We start from the raw sequence: 24322 nt of genomic DNA, 5'->3' as shown, positions 1-24322 counted from the left end.
GATCGCCGAACTGTTCGACGACGTCGAATGGGCGCTGTCGAGCGGTCAGGACGTGCTCATGGTGCCGAAGAACCGATGGCGCGAAGTCGCGCAGGCAGCACGGGATGCAGGGTTCGAGATGCTGGTCGACGAGACCGTCGTGGACTACCTCGGCAAGCGACCTGTTCGCTTCGAACTCGTTGCCGGTCTGCTTTCGCTTCGGCACAATCTTCGTGTCCGTCTGCGGGCATCGGTGCCGGAGGACGACATGAACGTCGATTCGTTGGTGCCCGTGTACCCGGGCGCCAACTTCTACGAGCGGGAGGCCTACGACATGTTCGGGCTGACGTTCGAGGGCCATCCCGACCTCACGCGGATTCTGCTCCCCGACGAATGGGAGGGACACCCGCTTCGTAAGGACTACGGGGTCGGGTCCGTACCCATCCAGTTCAAATCGTCGCCGGAGGCATCATGAGTGACGAGCGCCAACTGCACGAGATCTGGATCTCCGGGACCGAAGAACCCGAGTGGGTGAAGGACTCGACCGATGAGGGCGCCCAGGAGATGTTCATCGAGGAACCCGAAAGCCGCCTTGTCGAGCAGGAGGGCATTCGAGTCGATGACGATTTCGTCGTGGAGGAAGAGATCCCCGAAGACGAGCTGATGATCATCAACATGGGGCCGCAGCATCCTTCCACCCACGGAGTGTTGCGCCTGCAGATCGAGCTCGAAGGCGAGATCATTCGCCGGACCAAACCGATCATCGGGTACCTCCACACCGGCATGGAGAAAACCGGCGAGCAGCTCAGTTTCCTCCAAGGCCCCACAAACGTGACCAGAATGGACTACCTGGCACCGTTGCACAACGAGCTCGCATTCTCGCTTGCAGTCGAGCAACTCCTGGGCGTCGAGATTCCACCGCGCGCACAGGCGATCAGGATCCTCATGACCGAACTCAATCGGATCACCAGCCATCAGGTGTTCCTCGCGACTGCCGGCATGGACATCGGTGCGCTGTCCATGATGCTGTACGGATTTCGCGACCGCGAAGCCATTCTCGCCTTCTTCGAGAAGACCACGGGGCTGCGGATGAACCACAACTACATTCGCCCCGGCGGGGTCGCCGCGGACCTTCCTGACGGCTGGGAAGCCGACATCGAAGACATCATCGAGAAGGTGCTCGCCGGCGTCGCAGATTACGAGGACCTCCTCAGGCACAACCCGATCTGGGAGGAGCGCACGGTCGGTGTCGGGATCATCACTGCCGAGGAGGCCCTGGCCTACGGGACGACCGGCCCGAATCTGCGCGCGACGGGGCTCGGATGGGATCTGCGCAAATCCCAGCCCTACAGCGGGATCGAGCAGTACGAGTTCGAGGTTCCGGTCGGGGAGAACGGCGATGTGTACGACCGGTACCGTGTGCGAGTGCAGGAGATCACTCAGTCGCTGGGCATCGTGCGCCAGGTCGCAGAGTCGATGCCCAAAGGTGACTACCGCACGGAGGATCGCAAGGTGACCCCGCCGCCCCGTGCACGTATCGACCAGTCGATGGAAGCACTGATCCATCATTTCAAGATCTTCACTGCGGGGTTCAAGGTGCCCGAAGGCGAAGCGTACGTGGCGATCGAATCTCCGAGGGGCGAACTGGGCGCATACCTGGTCTCCGACGGAGGCACACATCCGTTGCGGATGCACATGCGGACGCCATCGTTCTGCAACCTCCAGGCACTGCCCATCGCCATGTCCGATTCGCTCATCGCAGACACGGTTGCGACCATCTCGTCGCTTGACCCGGTGATCGGAGACGTGGACCGATGAAAAGACCAGATTCTCGTCACTATGAGCGTCGGTATTCGACGCCGGCATTGACAGGAATCCAGAGGCCAGATTCTCGTCACTATGAGCGTCGGTATTCGACGCCGGCATTGACAGGAATCGGATCATGAGCTGGAGCGTCGAGACTCTCGCCCGGGCCCGGTCTCTCGCCGACCGGTACCCACAAAAGCGATCCGCCATCATGCCCTTGCTCTACATGGCCATGCGCGAAGACGGTTACGTGACCGAAGACGGTATGCGCGTGGTCGCAGAATTGACGGGGTTGACACCGGTACAGGTGGAATCGGTGGCGAGCTTCTACGGGATGTTCAAGCTCATTCCACAAGGCGAGTACCTCGTGTCGGTCTGCACGTCGATCGCCTGCATGCTCAATGGCGCCGACGATGTCATGAGTTCGGCCGAGGAGCAAGCCGGTGTCCCGGCAGGCGAAACCGCCGCGGACGGGGTCGTCACCGTCGAACACGTCGAGTGCATCGGAGCCTGCGGTGGCGCACCGGCCGTCCAGGTCAACTATGAACTGGTCGAAGGAGTCACGTCCGAAGCCGTCGCGGCAATGATCAGGTGGCTTCGTGAGAACAGGCCGGAGACCATCACGGCGGCCGAACTCCAGGAGCGCTTCGGCGGCGCACGTTCGTTCGATCCGGCGATCTCCGAGCCACAAGGTGCCATCGGCCCCTTCCCCGCGTTCGACCCTTACAGGACGGCAGGAGGTGCCTCGTGAGCACCTACCCACTCGTGTTGACGAAACGGATGATCGAGCACCCATCCGACAGTCACACGTTGGAGACGTACGAGGCGACCGGCGGTTACGCCGGAGCGCGCAAGGCAATGGATATGACCAGGGATGAACTCGTCGAACTGGTGAAATCCTCTGGGCTGATCGGACGCGGTGGCGCAGGGTTCTCTGCAGGCCTGAAATGGAGCTTCCTCGCTCCGGCCCGCCCCGCGTACCTGATTGTCAACGGCGACGAGTCGGAGCCGGGAACCTTCAAAGACCGCCAACTTCTCGAACGGGATCCCCATCAGATGATCGAGGGCATCGTCATCACGGCGGTCGCCAATGAGGTTCACGAGGCGTTCATCTATATCCGGGGCGAATACCCGCTTCCGGCACGCCGGGTCCAGCGCGCGCTCGCCGAGGCCTATGCCAAGGGCTATCTCGGCAAGGGGATCTTCGGGACCGATTACGAACTGGAAGTGACCGTTCACCTCGGAGGCGGTGCCTACATCTGTGGTGAAGAGACCGCTCTCATCAACAGCCTCGAAGGCCGGCGCGGCGAACCCCGCATCAAGCCGCCCTACTTCCCGGCCGCCAAGGGTCTCTACATGATGCCGACGATCGTCAACAACGTCGAGACGGTCTCCAACCTGCCCTACATCCTCGAGCACGGCGCGGACGCCTATCGAGCGCTCGGCCACGACGTCGACACGGGCACGTTCCTGTTCTCCGTGTCCGGCCATGTGAATCGACCCGGCAACTACGAGCTTCCGCACGGCATCACCTGGAGAGATCTCATCTTCGACGTCGCCGGCGGGATCCGGGCGGGGAACGAACTCAAGACCTGGATTCCCGGGGGTGCCAGTGCACCCTGGTTCGTGCCGTCGCAGCACCTCGATGATGAGATCACCAAGGATGCGTGCGGCAAAGCCGGATCGATGTTGGGATCGGGCGCGGTCATCGTCATGGACGACACCACATGTGTGGTCCGTGCCGCCGAGCGAGTCGTGCGGTTCTTCGCCCACGAATCGTGCGGCCAGTGCACTCCTTGCCGGGAGGGAACGACCTGGGAGGAGATGATCCTGCGCCGCATCGAAGAAGGGGCCGGCCGGGAGGTCGACACGGACCTTCTTCTGGATGTCGCCGACAACATCAGCCCGGGCCTCCTGTGGCCTCCGAAGATGACCACCATCTGCCCGTTGGGGCCATCCTCGGTGTCGCCGATCACGTCGATCACGCGCTACTTCAAGGACGAAGTGATGGCACACATCCACGGCGGGGGGTGCCCTTTTGACTGATCTGGTGAAGATCACTGTCGACGGTCGGGAACTGGAAGTCCCGAAGGGCCGGCCGGTCATCGATGCAGCGCGTGACGGCGGCATCTACATTCCCCATTTCTGCTACCACCCGCGGCTCTCCGCCGTGGGCATATGCCGGATGTGCCTCGTCGAGTTGGAGACCCCGCGGGGCAAGGTGCTGACGCCGGCGTGCGTCCTGCCTGCGACGGAGGGACAGGTGATCCACACGACCACGCCTGTCGTCAAGAAGGCGCAAGAAGGTGTGCTCGAGTTCCTCCTCATCAACCATCCCCTCGACTGTCCTGTCTGTGACAAGGGCGGCGAATGTCCCCTCCAGGACCAGACCCTCGGCTATGGGCCCGGGGAGAGCCGGTTCGTCGAGGAGAAGCGCCACTATGAAAAGCCCATCCCGGTCTCGGATCTCGTGCTCTTGGATCGAGAGCGCTGCATTCTGTGCTCGCGATGTGTGCGCTTCGCAGACGAGGTCGCCGGCGACGCGCTCCTGGAGTTCACCGCCAGGGGCAACAACACCCACATCTCCACATTCCCGAACGAGCCGTTCTCTTCCTACTTCTCCGGCAACACGGTCCAGATCTGCCCCGTTGGCGCGCTCACCGCGGTGCCGTACCGATTCAAGGCACGGCCATGGGATCTGCAGAGGGCCGAGTCGACGTGTCATCACTGCACCGTGGGTGACCGCATCGAGATCGACACGAGTCGGAACAAGGTTCTGCGGTTCAACGGTGTCGACAACGACGCCACGAACCAAGGCTGGTTGAGCGACAAGTGCCGGTTCGGCTTCGAGTTCATCGCCTCGGAAGACCGGCTCGAAGTTCCGCTCATCAGGAACGAAGACGGCAGCTACCGTGAGGCCTCGTGGACCGAAGCCCTGGATCTGACTGCAGCACGCCTCAGAGACATCATCGATGCAGAGGGTGGGGCCGCGGTCGCGGGCCTTGGTGGAGCACGGGGCACCAACGAGGACGCCTACGCGTTCTCCAAGTTCATGCGGACCGTCGTCGGCTCGAACCACGTCGACGCCCAGATGGACGACGGCCTCGATCCGAGGCTCCTCGCTGCGGCGGTTCGCAGGGCACGGATCTCCGATCTCGATGCCGCAAACTCCATTCTCCTGTGGGCGCCGGACCTGAAGGAAGAGCTCGGTTCGTTATACCTGCGGGTGCGGCAGGCGGCGCAGAAACACGGCGCGAAACTGGTCGTCGTACATCCGCGAAGAACGGGGCTCGACGACCGGACGAAACACAAGATCACCTACCGTCCCGGCCAGGGACCTGAAGTGCTGCGTGCCCTCGCTGCAGGTGAGGGAGAGTACGCGGTCGCGCGCGCCGTGCTCGGCGAAGGTCCGGTGGTGGCAATCGTCGGTCGGACAGGCCTCACCGAGGATCCGCGACTCGCAGAATCGGTCGCAGCTTTCGCTCTGACACTGCCTGATGCCAAGATCATGCCGCTCGTCCGGCGATCGAATACCTATGGAGCGCTCGATATGGGACTTGCGCCCGGGCTGTTGCCGGGGAGGGTGTCGCTCGACGATGCAGACCAGGTGGCCTCCTTCGAAGCGGATTTCGGAGCGGTACCCGACCATGAGGGACGCGACACCCGAGGGGTTCTCGAGGGACTTGTTGCCGGCGACCTGAAGGCGTTGGTGATGGTGGGAGCCGACCCGGTGCGCGACGTCCCCGATGGCGCGCTCGCAGCCGAAGCCCTCGACAAGGCCGAGTTCGTGGTCGCCCTGGACCTGTTTCTCACGGACTCCTCGGCACGTGCGGACGTCGTGTTGCCGGCGGAAGCGTTCGCCGAGAAACAGGGCACTTCGACGAACCTCGAGGGAAGGGTGCAAAAGGTCACCCGCGTCGTCGCAGGCCCCGGCCAGACGCAGCCGGACTGGTCCATCCTCGAAGAGATCGCGCGTCGGCTCGACGCTCCGATGGGTTTCGACTGTCCAGAGACGATCGCTGCGGAGATCGCCGAGGTGGCACCCGCCTACGCCGGGGTCACCTGGAGCTCACTTGCCTTCGGTGAGGGTGTCGTCATCCCTGGCCCCGACGCAGATCAGCCACTGCACTACACGCCTGTGGATCATGCACTCGAATCGGCGTCCGCGCCTCTGGTCCTGCACCTGGCCAGGACACTGTACGACGACGGTGTCGAGATGCGCAGGTCACTGTCGCTGCAGCACCTCGCGCCGGGAGCGTTCGCATATCTGCATCCGCTCGACGCCGCAACGCTTGGGATCGTTTCGGGAGACAAGGTCACGGTCGAGACATCTGCGAGCACGGCGGTGATGCCCGCGGTGCTCGATCCTTCGCTCGTCCAAGGAGTCGTCTACATCCCGTTCAACCAACCGGGGATACCGTCTCTCGGTGACCGACTCGCCATCACGGTTCGCAAGGAGGTGAGCGCCTGATGGATTGGTGGGATGTGGGTATTGCCGCAGTCAAGGTCCTCGTGATCTTCGGTCTGTTGCTGGTGGTCGTTCTGCTGCTCGTCTGGGCCGAGCGCAAGGTCGTTGCCGACATGCAGAATCGGATCGGACCGAATCGTGCAGGCCCGTGGGGAATGCTGCAGACGCTCGCCGACGGATTGAAACTGTTTTTCAAGGAGCCGATCACTCCGCGCAAAGCCGAGTTCGGCATGTACATCCTTGCTCCGGTCATCGCGTTGGTGCCCGCCTTCCTCATCTTCCTGGTGATCCCGATCGGGCGGTCGTTTACCGTGACCCTCGGTGGCGTTGAACGAACGATCAGTCTCCAGGGAACCGATCTGAACATCGGCCTGCTGTACATCCTCGCGTTTTCCTCGCTCGCCGTGTACGCGATCGTGATGGCAGGATGGTCCTCCGGGTCGAAATACCCGTTGCTTGGCAGTGTGCGGGCTACCGCACAGGCAATCTCGTACGAGGCTGCAATGGGACTCGCCCTCGTCCCCGTCGTGTTCTACTCGGGCAGTCTCTCCATCCAGAAGATCGTTGCATCGCAGTCCGGCTCGTTCGCCGACCTGTTCGGCTGGCCGATCCTGATGGTCATTCCCAGGTGGAACATCATCCCCATGTTCATCTCGTTCGTGATCTTCTTCATCGCCGGCGTGGCCGAGACCAACAGGGCGCCGTTCGACATGGTGGAGGCCGAGCAGGAACTCGTCGGCGGATTCCATACCGAGTATTCGAGCATCCGGTTCGCGTTCTTCTTCCTCGCCGAGTACATCAACATGTTCAACATGTCGGCGATTACGGCGACACTCTTCCTGGGCGGGTGGAACGGTCCGACCTTCGATGGGCGCATTCCCGTGTGGATCTCGGCACTGCTTCCCATCGCCTACTTCTTCCTCAAGACGCTCGTCGTCCTGTTCGCGTTCATGTGGATTCGTGCCACATTGCCTCGGATCCGCTACGACCGGCTCATGGTTCTTGGTTGGAAGGGTTTGATTCCTGCCGCGCTCGCCTGGCTCGTCTTCGTCACCATCGTCGTCGGAATCCGACAGTTTGGATTGCCATGGGCATGATCTCCGAGTTCGCCAAAGGCCTCAAAGTCACCTTCGGGATCGGAATGAGGACCGTGTTCAAAGACGGTCTCGTGACCGAGCAGTACCCGAAGGAGTTCCGTGTCAAGCCACAGAGATTCCACGGCAGACATCAGTTGAACCGCTATCCGGACGGCACCGAAAAGTGCATCGGTTGCGAATTGTGCGCAGGTGTATGTCCCGCGCATTGCATCTATGTGCGAGGTGCCGACAATCCGCCGGACGCTCCGGTCAGCCCGGGGGAGCGCTACGGGTTCGTCTACGACATCAACATGCTGCGATGCATCTTCTGCGGGCTCTGCGTCGAGGCATGCCCGACCGGGGCCATCACGATGACACACCTGTTCGAGATGTCGGTGACGGACCGTCAGGACGCGATCTACACGAAGAAAGAGCTCCTCGTCAACGAGGACGGCTCACCGAATCACATGTTCGACGACGATCCCCTCGCCAACTACGAGGAGCTCACCGAAGGTGACGGGTGGATGCGGGCGACGGCTCCTGCCGGAAGGGCGGCGTATGAAGGTGTCGTCGGATGGACGCCCAGAGCCGGCAAGGCCCGCGAACCCGAGAAAGGGCAATCGGGGGAGGAGACATGACCGAGCTGATTCTGTTCTTCTTGTTCGGTTCCCTCGCCTTGGTCGGTGCGCTGTCGGTGGTGTTCGCGAGGAATCCGGTCAAGTCTGCGATGGGCTTGATCCTCACGCTGCTGTCGCTCGCCGTCTTCTACGTCGTGCACCTTGCCCACTTCGTCGCCGCCGTGCAGGTGATGGTGTATGCCGGTGCGGTCATGACGCTGTTTCTGTTCGTCATCATGCTCATCGGTGTCGACCGTTCCGAAGACCTCACCGAGCATCTTCCCACGCAGCGGCTGCTCGTGTTTCTGCTCGGCCTGGTGACGCTCGGGGTCGTCATTGCGGTGGTTGCCGGAAACAACTGGTCGTGGGTCACCGGGGTTCCCAAGCCTGGAGAGGCTCCCATCGGGACCGCAGAAGCGATCGGCGCCGGCCTGTTCGGCGAGTGGGTGCTGCCGTTCGAGGTGACCTCGCTCTTGCTCATCGTTGCGGCGGTCGGAGCGATCGCCCTCGCCTACTTTCCATCTCGGAAGAGGGAGCGGCCATGATCGTTACCGCAGGCTGGTACATGACGCTCGCAGCGGCCCTGTTCGCGATCGGAGCGCTCGGGCTCATGGTTCGCCGGAACGCGATCGTGATGTTCATGTGCATCGAGTTGATGCTCAACGCCGTCAACCTGACGTTCATCGCGGCCGGCCGTCAATTGCGGGATCTCACCGGCCAACTCGCGGTGTTCTTCGTCCTCGTCGTTGCCGCCGCGGAAGTCGTGGTCGGGTTGGCGATCATTGTCGCCGTGTTCCGTAATCGACAGACAACATCTGTCGACGAGTTCCATGAGTTGAGGGGATGAGGATGACCGAGTTCTTCATTCGCAACATCTGGCTGGTCATTCTGCTGCCGGCACTCGGGACCGTGTTCCTGCACTTCTTCGGTCGTAGGATCGGCGAACCCCTCGCAGGATGGATCGCTTCGACCACGATCGGGGGGTCGTTCCTGATCGGCCTGATCGCCGCGATCCCTCTCTTCCAAGGTAATGCCGAGGCGCATGTCGTGCGCCTGTTCGACTGGATTCCCGCCCTCGGTGCCACTGCCGAGCTGCTGTGGGATCCCCTCGCGGCACTCATGGTGCTCATCGTGGCAGGTGTCGGAGCCGTGATCCATGTGTACGCCATCGGGTACATGCATGGGGATGATCGCTACGCGCGCTTCTTCGTCTATCTGAACCTGTTTGCCACGTCGATGCTCACCCTCGTGCTGGCGAACAACTTTGCGATTCTCTTCGTAGGTTGGGAATTGGTCGGCTTGTGCTCGTACCTGCTGATCTCGTTCTGGTATGTCCGCCCGAGTGCTGCAGCCGCCGGCAAGAAGGCGTTCATCGTCAACCGGATCGGCGACTTCGGCTTCCTCATCGGCCTGATGGTCATCTTCGCGACCTTCGGGACGCTTTCGTACACGACCGTGCTCGACGATCCTGGAAAGCTGCTGGGTGCGGGGGCGGCCACCGCCGTCGGGCTGTTGCTTCTCGTGGGCGCCACCGGCAAGTCCGCACAGCTGCCCTTGTATGTGTGGCTGCCGGACGCCATGGAAGGTCCCACGCCGGTCTCGGCTTTGATCCATGCCGCGACGATGGTTACCGCAGGCGTGTTCATGATCGCCAGGACGTCTGCGATCTACGCGCTGTCCGATACGGCTTCGATCGTGGTGGCGACCATCGGCGCCCTGACGGCGTTCTTCGCCGCGACGATCGCGATGGCACAGACCGACATCAAGCGAGTGCTCGCCTATTCGACGATCAGCCAGCTCGGATACATGTTCCTCGGCGTCGGGTCTGCAGCCTACGTTGCCGGTGTCTTTCACCTCATGACGCATGCGTTCTTCAAAGCCTTGTTGTTCCTTGGCGCCGGTGCCGTTATCCACGGAATGTCCGAAGAGCAAAACATCTTCAAGATGGGAGGCCTGTGGTCGAAGATGAAGACCACAGGCTTCACGATGGCGATCGCGACGCTCGCGATCTCCGGTATCCCACCATTCGCCGGCTTCTGGTCGAAGGACGAGATCCTGGGGACGGCATTCAACCGCGGTGGCTGGTGGATCGTCCTGTGGGCAATCGGATTGATCACGGCGGGAATCACCGCCTTCTATATGACCCGGTGGTTCGTTCTGACCTTCCTTGGCGAACCGAGGTGGGATGAGGGAGTGCATCCGCACGAGGCGCCCAAGGTCATGACGATCCCGTTGATGGTTCTTGCCGTCCTGGCGACCGTGGGAGGACTCATCAACACACCGTTCAGGGCCGGTCTCGAGCATTTCCTGGAACCGTCGTTCGAAGGGATCAAGCTGGCCGGCGAACCGGGGGGACTGCTCCTGTGGCTCCTGGCAGCGCTCTCGGTGCTCGTCGCCCTGGCTGGGATGGTCATCGCATGGCGGCTCTATACCCGTCCGGACGGAGCGGAAGAATCATGGACGACGAACATCCCCTCACTGTGGCGTCGCATGGGGAACGCCTACTACATGGACGACGTGTACGGCACCCTCGTCGTAGCTCCGGGCAAGCTCGCCTCCGCCTGGTCGGCATTCGTCTTGGATCAGAAGTTCATCGACGGTGCCGTGAACGGCATCGGCAACGTCGTTCGTCGGATCGGAGCCGCGCTGCGACCTCTGCAGAGCGGCTACGTACGTAACTATGCGCTGACGATCGCAGCGGGCGTGGTCGGCTTCGTCATCTGGTTCCTGAGCACGGGAGGGCTGTAGCGGTGCAGTCTGATTTTCCAATCCTGACCGTACTGATCCTCCTCCCCTTCGCGGCGGCGATCGTGGTCGCGCTGCTTCCATCACGTCGAAAAGAGCTGTTCCTTCCGGTCGGCTTCGCTCTGAGCGTCCTTCCGCTTGCACTCGCCGGGTACCTGTTCTATATCTTCAAAACGGGGGAGGCCGGGTTCCAGTTCGTCGAAGACGTGGCCTGGTACGCGCCGTGGGGGATCTCGTGGCACATGGGCGTCGACGGGATCTCACTGCTGATGGTCGTGCTGACGGCGATCCTGATGCCGATCTCCCTTGCCGCGTCGACATCGATCTCGAAGAGAGTGAAGCAGTTCGTCGTGTTCAACCTGCTGCTCGAGGGGGGCCTCATGGGCGTCTTCCTCAGCCTGGACATGTTCATGTTCTTCGTGTTCTTCGAGGTCATCCTGGTGCCGATGTACTTCATCATCGGTGTGTGGGGTTCCGAACGGCGGATCTACGCCGCGGTCAAGTTCTTCATCTTCACGGCGTTCGGTTCGGCGCTGATGCTGGCCGGCATCATCGCCATGGCCTTGATGCATGCCAGTCAGCACGGTGGGCAGATCAGCTTCGATTACCTGAGCTGGCTGACACTCAAGATGCCGCCCTCGACCGAGATGTGGTTGTTCGGAGCGTTCGCGCTCGCCTTCGCGATCAAGGTTCCGATGTTCCCGTTCCACACGTGGTTACCCGATGCGCACGTCGAGGCGCCGACCGCCGGTTCGGTGATGCTTGCCGGTGTGCTGCTGAAGATGGGCACCTACGGCTTCCTGCGCTTCAACCTCGGGCTGTTTCCCAATGCGACGGTGAAGTTCGTTCCGGTGTTGGCGGTCCTTGCCGTTATCGGCATCGTCTACGGGGCGGCGGTCGCCATCGTGCAACCGAACCTCAAGAAACTCGTCGCGTACTCTTCGGTCAGCCATCTCGGGTTCATCGTTCTCGGCATCTTCGCGCTGACGTCCCAGGGACTCGAGGGTGGCGTGATCCAGATGTTCAACCATGGCATCACGACCGGCGCCTTGTTCCTGCTCGTGGGCATGATCTACGAGCGGCGCCATACGAAGGAGATCCGGGACTTCGGAGGCCTTCAGAAGGTCATGCCGATCTTCGCCGGCTTCTTCCTGTTCACGGCGTTCGCTTCGATCGGATTGCCGAGCCTGAACGGGTTCATCGGTGAGTTCTTGATCCTCTTGGGCAGCTTCCTGACGTTGAAGTGGTACGCGATCATCGCGGCCTCCGGCGTGATCCTGGCCGCCGTCTATCTGCTGTGGGCGTATGAGCGCGTGTTCACCGGGCCGGTGACGAAACCGGAGAACGAGAAGTTGCTCGATCTCAACTTCAGGGAGATAGCGATCCTGTCGACGCTTGCCGCGCTGATGCTCGTCATCGGCCTGTACCCGAAGATCGCACTCGACAAGATCGGCCCTTCCACGGAAGCAGTGCTGAATCGGATCGAGACCGTGACCACCTACCAGGCTCCCGTTCCGGGCCACCTGACCGACGTGCTGGGGGTGATCGGTGGTGAGTAGCGTGAACATCTCCTACCTGGCCGTCGGACCCGAGATCATCCTCACGCTGGGGGCAGTCGTCGTGCTGATGGTGGATGTCTTCCGCAAGCCCTCCCCGAGAGTGCACGCGTGGCTGGCGGCGACGACCCTCGTGCTGGCGGGGGTGGCCGTCGGGTTCCAGTGGGCATCCGCGTCAGAAGCGCCGAGCTCATCATTCTCCGGGATGCTCATCACCGATACGTTCGGGGCGTTCGCGAGTTTCCTTCTCGTCGGTGTCGCAGGGCTCGGCCTCGCCGCAGGCTGGGGGATGGTGAAAGAACTGGGCCGGCGAGGCGCCGAAGGCATCGTGCTCGTGTTCATGGCAGCGGCCGGTTTCATGTTCATGGCGACCGCGGCGAACCTGGTTCTGATCTTCCTGGGTCTCGAGGTGGCGTCGATGTCGCTGTATGTGCTCGCGGGGATAACGAGAAAGACGTTGCAGGCCGACGAGGCTGCACTCAAGTACTTCCTCCTCGGATCGTTCGCTTCGGCGGTGTTCATCTACGGCGCCGCGCTGGTGTTCGCGGGGACGGGATCCCTCTCCGTCATCGGCATCGGCCAGTTCTTCTCCACACACGTGTTGTTGCGTCCGGGAGTCGTGCAGGTCGGCATGGCCCTGCTGATCGTCGGAGTTGCCTTCAAGGTATCCGCCGCACCGTTCCACGTGTGGGCGCCGGATGCATATCAGGGATCCCCGGCCGGCATCGTCGGTTTCATGGTCGCTGCGGCCAAGATCGGTGCTTTTGCCGCTCTCGGCAGGATCCTGATCTTCGCGTTTCCGAAGTTCATCGACGAGTGGTCATCCGGTCTCGCTCTTCTCGCCGCCATCTCGATCGTCGTCGGGGTGTTGTTGGCGATCGCGCAGACGGACATTCGCCGGATGCTCGCCTACTCGTCGGTGGCGCATGCGGGATTCATCCTGACTGCCCTCACGGCAGGCGGCGTCGGCATGCCCGCGGTCTGGTTCTACCTGGCGGTGTACACCGTGCAACTCCTGGGCGCATTTGGCGTGGTCGCCGCGGTGGCGGGGCCGACCGGAGCCGAATCGCCGCTCAGCGACTACACCGGACTTGCCGAGCGTTCGCCGCTGCTCGCGGGCTCGCTGGCACTGTTCATGATTGCCATGTCGGGCATGCCGCTCACCTCGGGATTCATTGCGAAATTCGCGGCGTTCACGGCGGCGTGGAGCGCGGGTTTCGAGTGGCTCGTGATCCTCGCCGTGCTCGCCTCGGTGGCCGGATTCTTCTTCTACCTGCGGGTCATCGTGCTGATGTACATGCAGTCGCCTGCGCTTGCCGAAGCGCCCGGCGCCGCCCCGAGGCGCTTCGAGGCCGTCGGCGGAACGCGATGGGTGCTGATCATCGCCGTCGCGATCACGCTGGTGTTCGGAATCATTCCCGGCCCACTTCTCGACGTCGCCCGACAAGCGTTCCCCTTCTGAAACCGTTGAACCCAGGGCTCAGGGGGGTCTGGCGACCCCCCTGAGCCCTGGGTTCGCCGCTGTGGTCACGATTCGGCCAGAATGGTGCCAGACATGAAGACCTCACTTCGACTCGCCACACTTCTCATGGCTTCCGGGCTGCTGCTTTTCATCTCTGCCGCACCTGCTGCGGCACACGCCCCGTTCGTCACGGCCGATCGGGCCGGAGCAGACCTCGTTCTGGTACAGAAGGGCGATGTCGTGAGCGAGGACCTCTATGCGGCCGGGAACCGGATCGTCATCGAAGGGACCGTGGAGGGAGATGTGCTCCTTGCCGCCACCGGGGAAGTCCTGATCAGCGGCCACGTGCTGGGCAGCGTGACCGGTGTGGCGTCGAGTGTCGTGATCACCGGAACCGTCGACGGGTCCGTCAGGGTCGGGGCGGCCACGGTGCGGGTCGACGGGAAGATCGGAGGTGACCTTCTCGCCGGAGCGTCGCAGGTGACCGTTACCGGCGACATCGGTCGGGATCTGCTCGCATGGACCTTCAACCTCGACGCGTCCGGCACCGTTGGACGGGACATCGGTGGGCAGACGATCGACCGTGCACGGATCGGCGGTTCCATCGACGGTGATGTCGACATGACGGTCGGCCGGTTGGAGGTCGCTGCAGGGACGCGGATCGGGGGGACGCTCGGTTATCGGTCTTCGGCCGATGCGGTCATCGGGAAGGGTGTGGATGTCGGACGGCAGATCGTGCATCGGGAACCCGTCCGTCCCAATGTGGCCGTGCAGGCGATGTTCGCGCTGACGCAACTGGTGACCGTGCTCACGGTCATGATCTTCGGATTCCTGATGTTCTGGGCTGCACCGCGTATGCTGCAACGCTCGGTGGCTGCGGTTCGGCAGTCCCCGGTGCGTACGTTCTTCGTCGGGCTGGCAGCAATGACGGTGCCGATCCTGCTCATCAGTTTCGCCGCCGGGCTGGCACTTGCCGCTTCCCCGGAGATGGCACTGCCGGTGGTCGTCGTCGGAGGGCCGATCGCGCTCGCGGTGCTTGGGATGATCATGCTCGGGGTGCTCCTGGCTCCGATCCCCGTGTTGACGGCGGTAGGAGGTCGGCTCCTGGGATGGCGGCGCAGTGGCCAGGCCGGTTTCCTCGTCGGCTCGCTGCTGTGGGTGATCTCGTTGTTGATCCCTGTCTTCGGCACCGTCGTTGCCCTGATCATGGCAGTCCTCGGTCTGGGTGCGTGGACGGTCGGCTTGGCCTCGAGTCGTCAACAGGGGAGCGCGACCGGACCACCGGTCGGGGTACCGTCCGCCTCGGGTTTCCAACAGGGGAGTGTGACCGAACCGCCTGCCCGGGCCCGACCCGAATGGCACCAACCCGACCAGTTTCCGCTCCCGCCGATCGCGGGAAACGGCCCAATCGCCGGAGAATCCACGGACGGAGAACCAGAGGGCTGATCCCCCAACCGCAGAGGTTGACAAGCGAGTCGACGGGGCGGTATGGTCGCGGAGTCGTATAGTCATGGACTAAGAGAGTCTTGGAGGAAACATGGCTGACCTTCGGACGAAGGGGACACCGAGCTCCGGCCTCCTTGCCGCCACTCTCGGTTTCTTCTTCGGGTTCGCTGCGGTGGCGCTCTTCGGACCTACCGCTCACAAGTTCAAGGAGATCATGGACCTGTCCCCGGGACAGGTCGGTTTGTTGGTGGCTGCGCCGGCACTCTCGGGATCGCTGCTGAGGATTCCGTTCTCTGCGTGGGTCGACACGACAGGGGGACGTAAGCCGTTCATCGTGTTGCTCCTGTCGTCGGTGGTGGGTATGACGGGTCTTGCCGTCATCGTCACAACCCTCTATCCGGATAATCTGACACCGGGAATGTATCCGCTCCTGTTGCTGCTCGGAGTGCTGAGCGGGGCGGGGATCGCCACGTTCTCCGTGGGGATCAGCCAGGTGTCGTACTGGTATCCGCAGTCACGCCAGGGCTGGGCGCTCGGCACGTTCGCAGGTGCCGGAAACCTTGCTCCGGGTATGTTCTCGTTCCTGCTGCCGTTGATCCTGAGTGCCGCGGGCCTCTCCACCGCCTATATTGCATGGCTCGGGCTGCTCGTCGTCGGCACATTCCTCTACTGGCGCATGGGCCAGAACGCCCCATTCTTCCAGTTCCGTGACCACGGGCTCTCCGTCGAGGAGTCCAAGACGCGTGCACAGGAACTCGGCGAGGAACTGTTCCCTGCAGGGACGGCGCTCCAAACGCTCCAGATCTCGGCACGCAACTGGAAGACCTGGGCGATGGTGGTGCTCTACTTCACGACCTTCGGCGGGTTCATAGCCCTGACCGCGTGGCTTCCCACCTACTGGAAAGAGTACCTGGGGGTCTCCCTTGTCGCGGCGGGAGCGTTCACCGCGACGTTCTCGATCCTCGCTTCGTTGATTCGCATCGTCGGTGGCTCGGTCGCGGACCGAATCGGCGGAGAGCTGACGGCCATCTTGTCGCTTGCCTCGCTGCTGGCAGGTGCCGTGCTGATGACGCTCTCGACGAGTGTCGGGCTTTCGCTGTTTGCAGAGATCCTCATGGCGATCGGCATGGGCGTGAACAACGCCGCCGTCTTCAAACTGGTACCACAGGAAGTCCCCGAGGCGGTCGGCGGTGCAGCCGGGTGGGTCGGAGGCCTGGGCGCTTTCGGAGGCTTCGCCGTTCCCCCGTTGATGGGTCTCTTCGTCAAAGGCACGGATCTCTCGGGATACGCGACGGGGTTTGTCGTATTCGTGATCCTCGCCGTGCTGTCACTCGGCGTAGCCTATGGGCTGAAGAGGGCCGCGCAACACCCGGTGGCCCAGGTGGTGTGATGCGGCTCGAGATCACGAAGAAAGCCGATCTCGCATTGAAGGCAGTACTCGAGCTCGATCACACCGATGGTCTCGTCAAGGGCGCAGACCTGGCCGGGATCATCGGGACCACGGCTCCATTCATCGCCCAGGTGATGAAGCCGCTGGTAGTGAAGGGCTGGGTGGTCTCCGAGCCGGGCCCTACAGGGGGCTACCGGCTGGATACGAACACGTCGGAGATTTCGTTGCTGAATCTCATCGAGGCGGTCGAGGGCCCGACCGTCGACGGCAGCTGCGTGCTGAGAGGAACCCCCTGTCCGGTGACCGAGCATTGCGCCTTGCACGATGCATGGAGTCGGGCCCGTGACGCCCTCTTGGCCGAACTCGCGAACACCAAGATCTCGGACATCGAGGAAGGAGTCCATCCATGATCCGCTACCTCGTCGCGGCGACGCTGTTCATGACGATGGCCGTCGTGCCTGCGGCCTCGGCCGCCGAACCCGACGGCGCCACCATCTACCAGACGAATTGTGCGGCGTGCCACGGTCCCACCGGCGAAGGCGTTGCAGGATCGTTCCCCCCTCTCGCCGGCAACCCGGCAGTTCAGGATGCCGAGTTCGTGCGCACCGTGATCACCGGGGGGCTTTCGGGGCCGATCGAGGTGCTCGGAGTCCAATACGACGGCGTCATGCCTCCGTTCTCCTCACTGAGCGACGCAGACATCGCCGCGCTGATCGGTCACGTGCAGGGTGATCTGCAAGGGTCGCCGGCCGGGACCACTACTACCGCGGGTGTAACCGTGCCGACCGCGGCGGCCGTGACCGGCTCCGCCGAGCGTGGCGAGGCGATCTTCGTCGGTGTGCAGCGGCTGGACGGAGGCGGACCGGCCTGCATCGCATGTCACAGTGCAGGCAGCCACACCAACCTCGGTGGCAGCACGCTGGGACCGGACCTCACCGACCTGTCTGCTCGATTCGGAGGCACCGACGGTGTCTTCGCCGTCCTGGCCAACCCGCCGTCCCCGACGATGCAACCGGTGTTCGGGGCGAGCCCCTTCACGGACGCGGAGCGGGCCGACCTCGCCGCATACTTCGCGACGACACAGCCTTCGTCGGGCGGGGTCGATCTGCTGTTGGTCCTGGGTGTGATCGGTGCAGTGGTGTTGTTCGGGGTGATGTTGATATTCAGGAGATCACGGACGAGTTATGTGGAACGACTGAGGAGCGGGCGATGAAGGATTGGACGCAAGAGAAAGTCGCTCCGGCGGAGCGCAAGTGGGAGGAGTTCTACCGAAACCGCTTCCAGCACGACAAGCGGGTGCGCACCACCCACGGGGTGAACTGCACGGGGAGTTGTTCCTGGGAGGTGTTCGTCAAGGACGGCATCGTGACCTGGGAGTTGCAGGCCACCGATTATCCGCGTCTCGAAGACGGCCTTCCACCGTACGAGCCGAGAGGGTGCCAACGGGGGATCTCCTTCTCGTGGTACCTGTACAGCCCGATTCGCGTCAAGTATCCGTATGCTCGCGGGGCACTCATCGACCTGTGGCGCGCCGCCAGGCGGCTGCACAACGACCCGGTGGACGCATGGGCATCGATCATGGCGGATCCCGAGAAGCGCAGCCGGATCCAGCAGGCGCGGGGCAAGGGCGGGTTCCGCCGCATCCGCTGGGACGAGGCGCTCGAGATCGCTGCCGCGTCATCGGTCCACACGGCGAAGAAGCACGGCCCCGACCGTGTCATCGGGTTCTCTCCGATCCCTGCCATGTCTCAGATCAGCTACGCCTCGGGGAGCCGGTTTCTCTCCCTCTTCGGCGGCGTCGTCATGAGTTTCTACGACTGGTACTGCGACCTGCCGCCGGCCTCTCCCGAAGTGTGGGGTGAGCAGACCGACGTGGCCGAATCCGCCGACTGGTACAACTCGAGGTTCATCGCCGTGGTCGGTTCGAACCTCAACATGACCCGGACTCCCGACTGTCACTTCATCGCCGAGGTCCGGCACGCGGGCGCGAAACTCACCGTGTTCAGCCCCGACTTCTCCCAGGTCGCCAAGTACGCCGACTGGTGGATCCCGGCCCATCCCGGGCAGGACACGGCCTTCTGGCTGGCCGTCGATCACGTCATCCTCAAAGAGGCGTATGCCGATCGCCAGGTCCCGTATTTCACGAGCTACGTGAAGCGAACCACCGACATGCCGTTCCTCGTCGAGATCAGCGGTGGAACGGCGGGGAAGTACCTGCGCGCCGGTCGTGTCGCCGAGTACGCCGGCACCGAGCATGGCGACTGGAAGATGCTCTGGTGGGACCGCACGTCGAACCGCCCTCGTATGCCCAAGGGCACGATCGGATTCCGGTGGGCCGACAAGGAAAAGGGCAAGTGGAATCTCAAACCGGAGGATGCGACCACCGGCGAGGCGCTCGATCCGGACCTGACGTTCGTCGAGCGTCACGACGCCGTCGAGCAGGTCGCCTTCGACGACTTTGCGGAGGGGACGACCCGGACACGCGGCGTGCCCGTCCGGTACATCGAGACCGAGGAAGGTCGGGTCGCCGTCACCACCGTCTTCGACCTGATGATGGCCCAGTTCGGTGTCGATCGCGGTCTCGGAGGAGCGTACGCGACCGGGTACGACGATGTGGAGGCGCCGTTCACTCCTGCGTGGCAGGAATCGCAGACCGGCATCCATCGTGACACCGTCATCCGGTTCGCCCGCGAGTGGCTGGCAAACGGGGAGCAGACCAAGGGCAAGAACCTGATCATCATCGGCGCCGGCGTCAACCACTGGTATCACAACAACCTGCTGTACCGGGCAGGGATCACCGCCTTGATGCTCACCGGCTCGGTTGGCGTCAACGGCGGCGGTCTGGCGCACTACGTCGGGCAGGAGAAGCTCGTGACGCATGCTTCGTGGGCTCCGATCGCCTTCGGAGGGGACTGGGGGATGGTTCCCCGTCACCAGAACACGCCCTCGTTTCACTATGTGCACAGCGACCAGTGGCGTTACGAGCGGGGCTACTCCGACTACGACACGCTGCCCGGGAACGCCGGTCTCGACGACCACACCATCGATCATCAGGTGCGAGCCGTCCACAAGGGTTGGCTGCCGTTCTTTCCACAGTTCGGCGAGAACTCGCTGGACCTTGCCCGGAGGGCGCAGGCTGCAGGGGCGACCACCGACGCCGAGATCATCGACTTCGTCGTCGAGGGCCTCAAATCCGGCGACATTCGGTTTGCCATCGACGACCCGGACGCCCCTGAGAACTGGCCGCGAACCTGGTTCATCTGGCGGGGCAACGCCATCGGCACCTCCGCCAAGGGCCACGAATACTTCCTGCGCCACTATCTCGGCACGCACTCGAACGCAGTCGCCGAAGAACACGCCGGCGACTCGGTGAAAGAGGTCACGTTCCGACCCGAGGCGCCAATCGGCAAGATGGACCTCATCGTCGATCTGAACTTCCGGATGGACACGAGCGCCCTCTACTCGGACATCGTCCTTCCGGCGGCGACCTGGTACGAGAAGGACGATCTGAATACGACCGACCTACACAGTTTCATCAACCCGATGCAGGCGGCGGTGGCGCCGGCGTGGGAGTCGAAGTCGGATTGGGCGATCTACAAGGCGATCGCTCACAAGATCTCCGAACTTGCAGAGGCTCACCTGTCGGGTCCCCTGAAGGACATCGTCATGCTGCCGCTGCAGCACGACACCGTCGATGAGATCGCCCAGACCGACACGCGCGACTGGACCAAGGGCGAGGTCGAGGGGATTCCCGGCAAGACGATGCCCAAGTTCAAGGTCGTTGAGCGTGACTACACCGGCCTCTACGAACGGATGGTGTCGCTCGGACGGGGAATCGAGAAGAACGGGGTTGGCGCACATGGGATCAAGTTCCCTGTCGCGGACTTCTACCGGCAGCTGATCGAGCGCCAGCCTCGAACCATCGGGATCGAGGCGCTCAATGGCAGACCGTACCCTTCGCTCGAGTTCGATCGGCAGGTGTGCGAGGCCATTCTGCATCTCGACCCTGCGTCGAACGGCGAACTCGCCTATCGGGCTTTCGAGGCCGAAGGCGCCAAGACGGGGTTGGACCTGGTCGATCTCGCCGATGGCCGGCGGAGCACGCGAACCACGTTCGCAGATATCGTTGCCCAGCCGCGAAGGGTGCTCACGACTCCGACGTGGAGCGGAATCGTGAACGACGGCAGGGCATACAGTCCCTACACGCTGAACGTGGAACGTGATGTCCCGTGGCGCACGCTGACCGGACGCCAGCACTTCTACCTTGACCATGAGAATTACCTGACCTGGGGTGAGTCGCTTCCGACCTTCAAACCGCGACCCGACCACACGATGTTGCTGGAGACGGAGCGGGTCAAGGTCGAAGCCCAGGGGAAGCTCTTCAACTACATCACTCCGCACGGCAAGTGGAGTATCCACTCGACGTACTCCGAGAACATCCGGATGAAGACCCTGTCTCGCGGCGGCTACCCGGTGTGGCTGAACGCCAAGGATGCCGCGGAACTGGGTATCACCGACAACGACTGGGTGGAGCTGTTCAACGACAACGGCGTCTTCGTCCAGCGATGCGTAACGTCTTCTCGCATTCCACGAGGCGCCGTATTCGTCTACCACGCCACCGAGCGCACCGTCGGCATCCCGATCTCTCCTTTGCGGAAGCGAAGAGCCGGTATGAACAACTCGTTGACACGAGCGCGGTTGAAGCCCGTGCTCATGAGCGGCGGATATGGCCAGTTCACCTACTCCTTCAACTACTGGGGTCCGACCGGGGTGAACCGAGACACTTTCGTCTACCTGCGCCGAATCGATCGACCCGAGTACTGAGGAGGAATCGCATGGATGTTCGAGCCCAGATGAGCATGTTGTTCCATCTCGACAAGTGCATCGGTTGCCACACGTGCAGTGTCGCCTGCAAGAACCTGTGGACGGATCGCAAAGGTGCCGAGTACATGTGGTGGAACAATGTCGAGACCCGCCCCGGGACCGGCTACCCCACCGGGTGGGAAGACCAGAAGCACTACGAGGGCGGCTGGTCCCGCGACGAATCGGGCAAGCTTCGATTGCGGCTGCATTCGCGATCGAAGGGTCTGGCCAATCTGTTCTTCAACCCGGCCCTGCCCGAGATCGACGAGTACTACGAGCCATTCACCTTTCGGTACCAGGACCTGTTTGACGCCCCCGCCGGTGACGACCAGCCGACGGCAGTACCGATCTCGGCGATCACCGGCGAGGAGATGAACATCGAAGGCGGCCCCAACTGGGACGACGATCTGTCCGGGTCGCCGATCTATGCGGCCAACGATCCGAACTTCGACCAGGTTGCCGCCGACGTGAAGGCGCAGATGGACGAGATCGAACGGGTCGTGTTCAACTACCTGCCACGGATCTGCAACCACTGTCTCAATCCGGCGTGTGTGGCAGCGTGCCCATCCGGTGCCATCTACAAGCGAGCCGAAGACGGCGTGGTGCTCGTCAACGAAGACAAGTGCAGGGCATGGCGGATGTGCGTGGCCGCATGCCCCTACAAGAAGGTGTACTACAACTGGTCCACCGGCAAGTCCGAAAAGTGCATTCTGTGCTTCCCTCGCATGGAGACCGGCCAGGCTCCCGCCTGCGCCCATTCGTGCGTGGGGCGCATCCGCTACATGGGCGTACTGCTGTACGACGCAGACCGAATCCCGGAGGCCGCCGCGGTGCCCGAAGGCGATTTGATCGATGCACAACTCGACATGATTCTCGACCCGTCCGATCCGGCCGTGATTGCTGCCGCGAAGGCTTCGGGCCTGGACGACGGGTGGATCGAAGCCGCCCAGGCGTCACCGGTCTACAAGTTCGTGAAGGAATGGGGCATAGCGCTGCCGCTGCATCCGGAGTTCCGGACGATGGCGATGATGTTCTATGTTCCGCCGCTCTCGCCGGTCGTTTCCGTGATCGAGGAGGGTCTCGTGAAGCTGGATCTTCCGCCCGAACAGGTCGACTTCGAGCGCTTCGAGAACCTCGACAAGGCCCGGATCCCGATCCGGTACCTGGCGAATCTCTTCTCACTCGGCGACGAGGAGCCGATCCGCCGGATCCTCCGCAAGATGCTCGCCATCCGTATCTACAAGCGTCGCCAGAGTGTGGACGGGGTCATCGACGACGCGACGGTTCAGGTCCTCGCCGAGGCGGGCACGACCGTTGAAGAGGCAGAAGTGATCTATCGCCTGACGACACTGCCGACGATCGAGGATCGGTTCGTGTTTCCTCCCTATCACCGAGAGATGTCTCAGGAGGCCATCTACGGCGATCCGCTTGCCCGAAAGGGGGAGACCGGTCTCGGCTATCTCCAGGCCCCGGTGAGGGGGGCATGATGACCGATCTGGATGCGCTCGCCGCCGGGTTTCGCTATCCGGGCCCGGAAAGTCTCGAGTTCCTGCGGTCGGCCGCGGGCTCGGTCGAGGATTCGTCGATTCGCCGCCACTTCGGTCGATTCGTCGACGTGATCGGATCTCTCGGTCAGGAGGGCTGGGAGGAGCTGCACACCCGGACGCTGGACCTTTCGCCCCTGTTCGTTCCCTATGTGGGCTACGTGATCTGGGAGGACAGCTACCAGCGAGGAGCGTTCCTCGCAGACATGCAGCGGGTCGAGAAGGAAGCCGGGATCGACCCGCTCGGAGAACTGTCGGACCATCTCGACCCCGTGCTGCGCTACCTTGCCGTGGCGTCCGAGCCGCTGCCGGGTCTGGTCGAGATCTTTCCGAATGCCCTGGATCGGATGGTGAAGGCGCTCGCCAAGGCCGAACCCGACAACCCCTACCGCTTCCTTCTCGAGGCGACGAGGGCGGTATCGATGCCCGTTGGAGGTGCCGCATGAACTGGAACCTGTTGTTGTTCGTGATCTTCCCGTACGTGGCGACCGCCGTGGCGGTGATCGGCACGTTCTATCGTGCCGTTCGCCGTCCGTTCACCATGTCGTCATTGTCCTCGCAACTGCTGGAGCGCAAGAAGCTCTTCTGGGGCTCGGTGTCGTTCCACTGGGGGGTCGTGGTCATCCTCACCGCCCACCTCGTTGCCTTGGTGGTACCGGAGACATTCCTCGTCTGGAATAGGGCTCCGGTCCGCCTCTACCTGCTGGAGGCCACGGGGTTCGCTCTCGGCGTTTGGGCACTCGGTGGGCTGCTCGTGCTCGGGTATCGACGTCTGACGGAGCACAGAGTCCGCGCGGTGACCTCATTGATGGATGGCATCGTGCTGACACTTGTCGGCTTCCAGGTGCTCACTGGAGTGCTGACCGCGGTGTTGTACCGGTTCGGGTCGGTGTGGGGGCTCGGCGTGATGGTCCCCTACGTGCGCTCACTGCTGTCGCTTCAGCCCCGTGCGGATCTGTTGGCTTCGATGCCGTTCATTACGCAGACGCACGTCGTGTTGTTCTTCGTCTTCCTCGCGCTCTTCCCCTTCTCCCGGCTGGTACACATCATCACGGTGCCGCTCGGATACCTGATACGGCCGTGGCAGATCGTCGTCTGGGTGCGGAGAGAAGTCCCGAGGCTGTCGGGGATCAGCTGGGGCTCGGCCTGGCTGCGGGGTGTGCTCATCGTCGTTGTCTTCGCAGTCGGTACCGTCTGGCTGCCCTCGGCGCTGCTGGAGAGCTCGGCGCTGTCGGGCGCCCCGCGTCTGGTGCAGGATCTCGCGGCCAGCGGTACCTGGCTGGTCCTGCTGGCCTTCGTGATCTTCGGTCTGCGCTGGGCACAACGGACCGCCAGGATCTAGCGCCGTCGTTGTGCGGGTCTTGCGATCG

20 protein-coding genes are annotated in these 24322 nt (G+C 63.0%); all 20 read left to right on the top strand.

Annotated elements, in window-relative coordinates; translation table 11 throughout:
- Positions 1-58: 58 nt before the first annotated feature.
- The 20 genes from GXP34_10340 (at position 59) to narI (ending at position 24294) form a co-directional block, all read left to right on the top strand.
- Entirely contained in the window at positions 59-454 is a 396-nt protein-coding gene (locus tag GXP34_10340) for an NADH-quinone oxidoreductase subunit C (GenBank protein ID NOY56368.1), read from the top strand.
- A complete protein-coding gene (locus GXP34_10335; protein NOY56367.1) occupies positions 451-1797 on the top strand; it encodes an NADH-quinone oxidoreductase subunit D in 1347 nt (448 codons plus the stop codon). The genes GXP34_10340 and GXP34_10335 overlap by 4 nt, the downstream gene beginning before the upstream one ends.
- 124 nt (positions 1798-1921) lie before the next feature.
- A complete protein-coding gene (locus GXP34_10330) occupies positions 1922-2536 on the top strand; it encodes an NAD(P)H-dependent oxidoreductase subunit E (GenBank protein NOY56366.1) in 615 nt (204 codons plus the stop codon).
- A 29-nt stretch (positions 2537-2565) separates the two neighbouring features.
- Positions 2566-3831: an NADH-quinone oxidoreductase subunit NuoF gene (nuoF, locus tag GXP34_10325; GenBank protein ID NOY56365.1), complete on the top strand. Its 1266-nt coding sequence runs from the start codon at positions 2566-2568 to the stop codon at positions 3829-3831.
- On the top strand, positions 3824-6256 hold the full coding sequence (gene nuoG / locus GXP34_10320) for an NADH-quinone oxidoreductase subunit NuoG (GenBank protein ID NOY56364.1): 2433 nt from the start codon (positions 3824-3826) through the stop codon (positions 6254-6256). The genes nuoF and nuoG overlap by 8 nt, the downstream gene beginning before the upstream one ends.
- Entirely contained in the window at positions 6256-7350 is a 1095-nt protein-coding gene (gene nuoH, locus GXP34_10315; GenBank protein NOY56363.1) for an NADH-quinone oxidoreductase subunit NuoH, read from the top strand. Before nuoG ends, nuoH begins: the two co-directional genes overlap by 1 nt.
- On the top strand, positions 7341-7967 hold the full coding sequence (gene nuoI / locus GXP34_10310; protein NOY56362.1) for an NADH-quinone oxidoreductase subunit NuoI: 627 nt from the start codon (positions 7341-7343) through the stop codon (positions 7965-7967). The genes nuoH and nuoI overlap by 10 nt, the downstream gene beginning before the upstream one ends.
- Positions 7964-8491: an NADH-quinone oxidoreductase subunit J gene (locus GXP34_10305; protein NOY56361.1), complete on the top strand. Its 528-nt coding sequence runs from the start codon at positions 7964-7966 to the stop codon at positions 8489-8491. Before nuoI ends, GXP34_10305 begins: the two co-directional genes overlap by 4 nt.
- On the top strand, positions 8488-8793 hold the full coding sequence (gene nuoK, locus GXP34_10300; protein ID NOY56360.1) for an NADH-quinone oxidoreductase subunit NuoK: 306 nt from the start codon (positions 8488-8490) through the stop codon (positions 8791-8793). The genes GXP34_10305 and nuoK overlap by 4 nt, the downstream gene beginning before the upstream one ends.
- Before the next feature lie 2 nt (positions 8794-8795).
- Positions 8796-10694, top strand: coding sequence for an NADH-quinone oxidoreductase subunit L (gene nuoL, locus GXP34_10295; GenBank protein NOY56359.1), 1899 nt, complete (start codon positions 8796-8798; stop codon positions 10692-10694).
- Positions 10695-10696: 2 nt separating this feature from the next.
- Complete coding sequence (locus tag GXP34_10290) at positions 10697-12250, top strand: NADH-quinone oxidoreductase subunit M (GenBank protein NOY56358.1); 1554 nt, start codon at positions 10697-10699, stop codon at positions 12248-12250.
- On the top strand, positions 12243-13709 hold the full coding sequence (locus tag GXP34_10285) for an NADH-quinone oxidoreductase subunit N (protein NOY56357.1): 1467 nt from the start codon (positions 12243-12245) through the stop codon (positions 13707-13709). Before GXP34_10290 ends, GXP34_10285 begins: the two co-directional genes overlap by 8 nt.
- A 93-nt stretch (positions 13710-13802) precedes the next feature.
- The gene (locus GXP34_10280; protein ID NOY56356.1) at positions 13803-15155 is read left to right on the top strand and encodes a hypothetical protein; all 1353 of its coding nucleotides are present in this window, start codon (positions 13803-13805) and stop codon (positions 15153-15155) included.
- Between the two features lie 91 nt (positions 15156-15246).
- Complete coding sequence (locus GXP34_10275) at positions 15247-16545, top strand: MFS transporter (protein NOY56355.1); 1299 nt, start codon at positions 15247-15249, stop codon at positions 16543-16545.
- A complete protein-coding gene (locus GXP34_10270) occupies positions 16545-16955 on the top strand; it encodes an Rrf2 family transcriptional regulator (protein NOY56354.1) in 411 nt (136 codons plus the stop codon). The genes GXP34_10275 and GXP34_10270 overlap by 1 nt, the downstream gene beginning before the upstream one ends.
- Positions 16952-17758 (top strand): c-type cytochrome, encoded by an 807-nt coding sequence (locus GXP34_10265; GenBank protein NOY56353.1) that lies wholly within the window; start codon positions 16952-16954, stop codon positions 17756-17758. Before GXP34_10270 ends, GXP34_10265 begins: the two co-directional genes overlap by 4 nt.
- On the top strand, positions 17755-21369 hold the full coding sequence (locus tag GXP34_10260) for a nitrate reductase subunit alpha (GenBank protein NOY56352.1): 3615 nt from the start codon (positions 17755-17757) through the stop codon (positions 21367-21369). The genes GXP34_10265 and GXP34_10260 overlap by 4 nt, the downstream gene beginning before the upstream one ends.
- Before the next feature lie 11 nt (positions 21370-21380).
- On the top strand, positions 21381-22895 hold the full coding sequence (narH, locus tag GXP34_10255) for a nitrate reductase subunit beta (GenBank protein ID NOY56351.1): 1515 nt from the start codon (positions 21381-21383) through the stop codon (positions 22893-22895).
- Positions 22895-23398, top strand: a complete 504-nt coding sequence (locus tag GXP34_10250) for a nitrate reductase (GenBank protein ID NOY56350.1) — start codon at positions 22895-22897, stop codon at positions 23396-23398. The genes narH and GXP34_10250 overlap by 1 nt, the downstream gene beginning before the upstream one ends.
- Positions 23395-24294 (top strand): respiratory nitrate reductase subunit gamma, encoded by a 900-nt coding sequence (gene narI, locus GXP34_10245; GenBank protein NOY56349.1) that lies wholly within the window; start codon positions 23395-23397, stop codon positions 24292-24294. Before GXP34_10250 ends, narI begins: the two co-directional genes overlap by 4 nt.
- Positions 24295-24322 lie beyond the last annotated feature (28 nt).

The organism is Actinomycetota bacterium (assembly GCA_013152275.1).
In the GTDB taxonomy this organism is placed as follows: domain Bacteria; phylum Actinomycetota; class Acidimicrobiia; order Spongiisociales; family UBA4744; genus BMS3Bbin01.
Note: the sequence above shows the minus strand (reverse complement) of the source record. Positions and strands in the feature narration are given on the sequence as shown.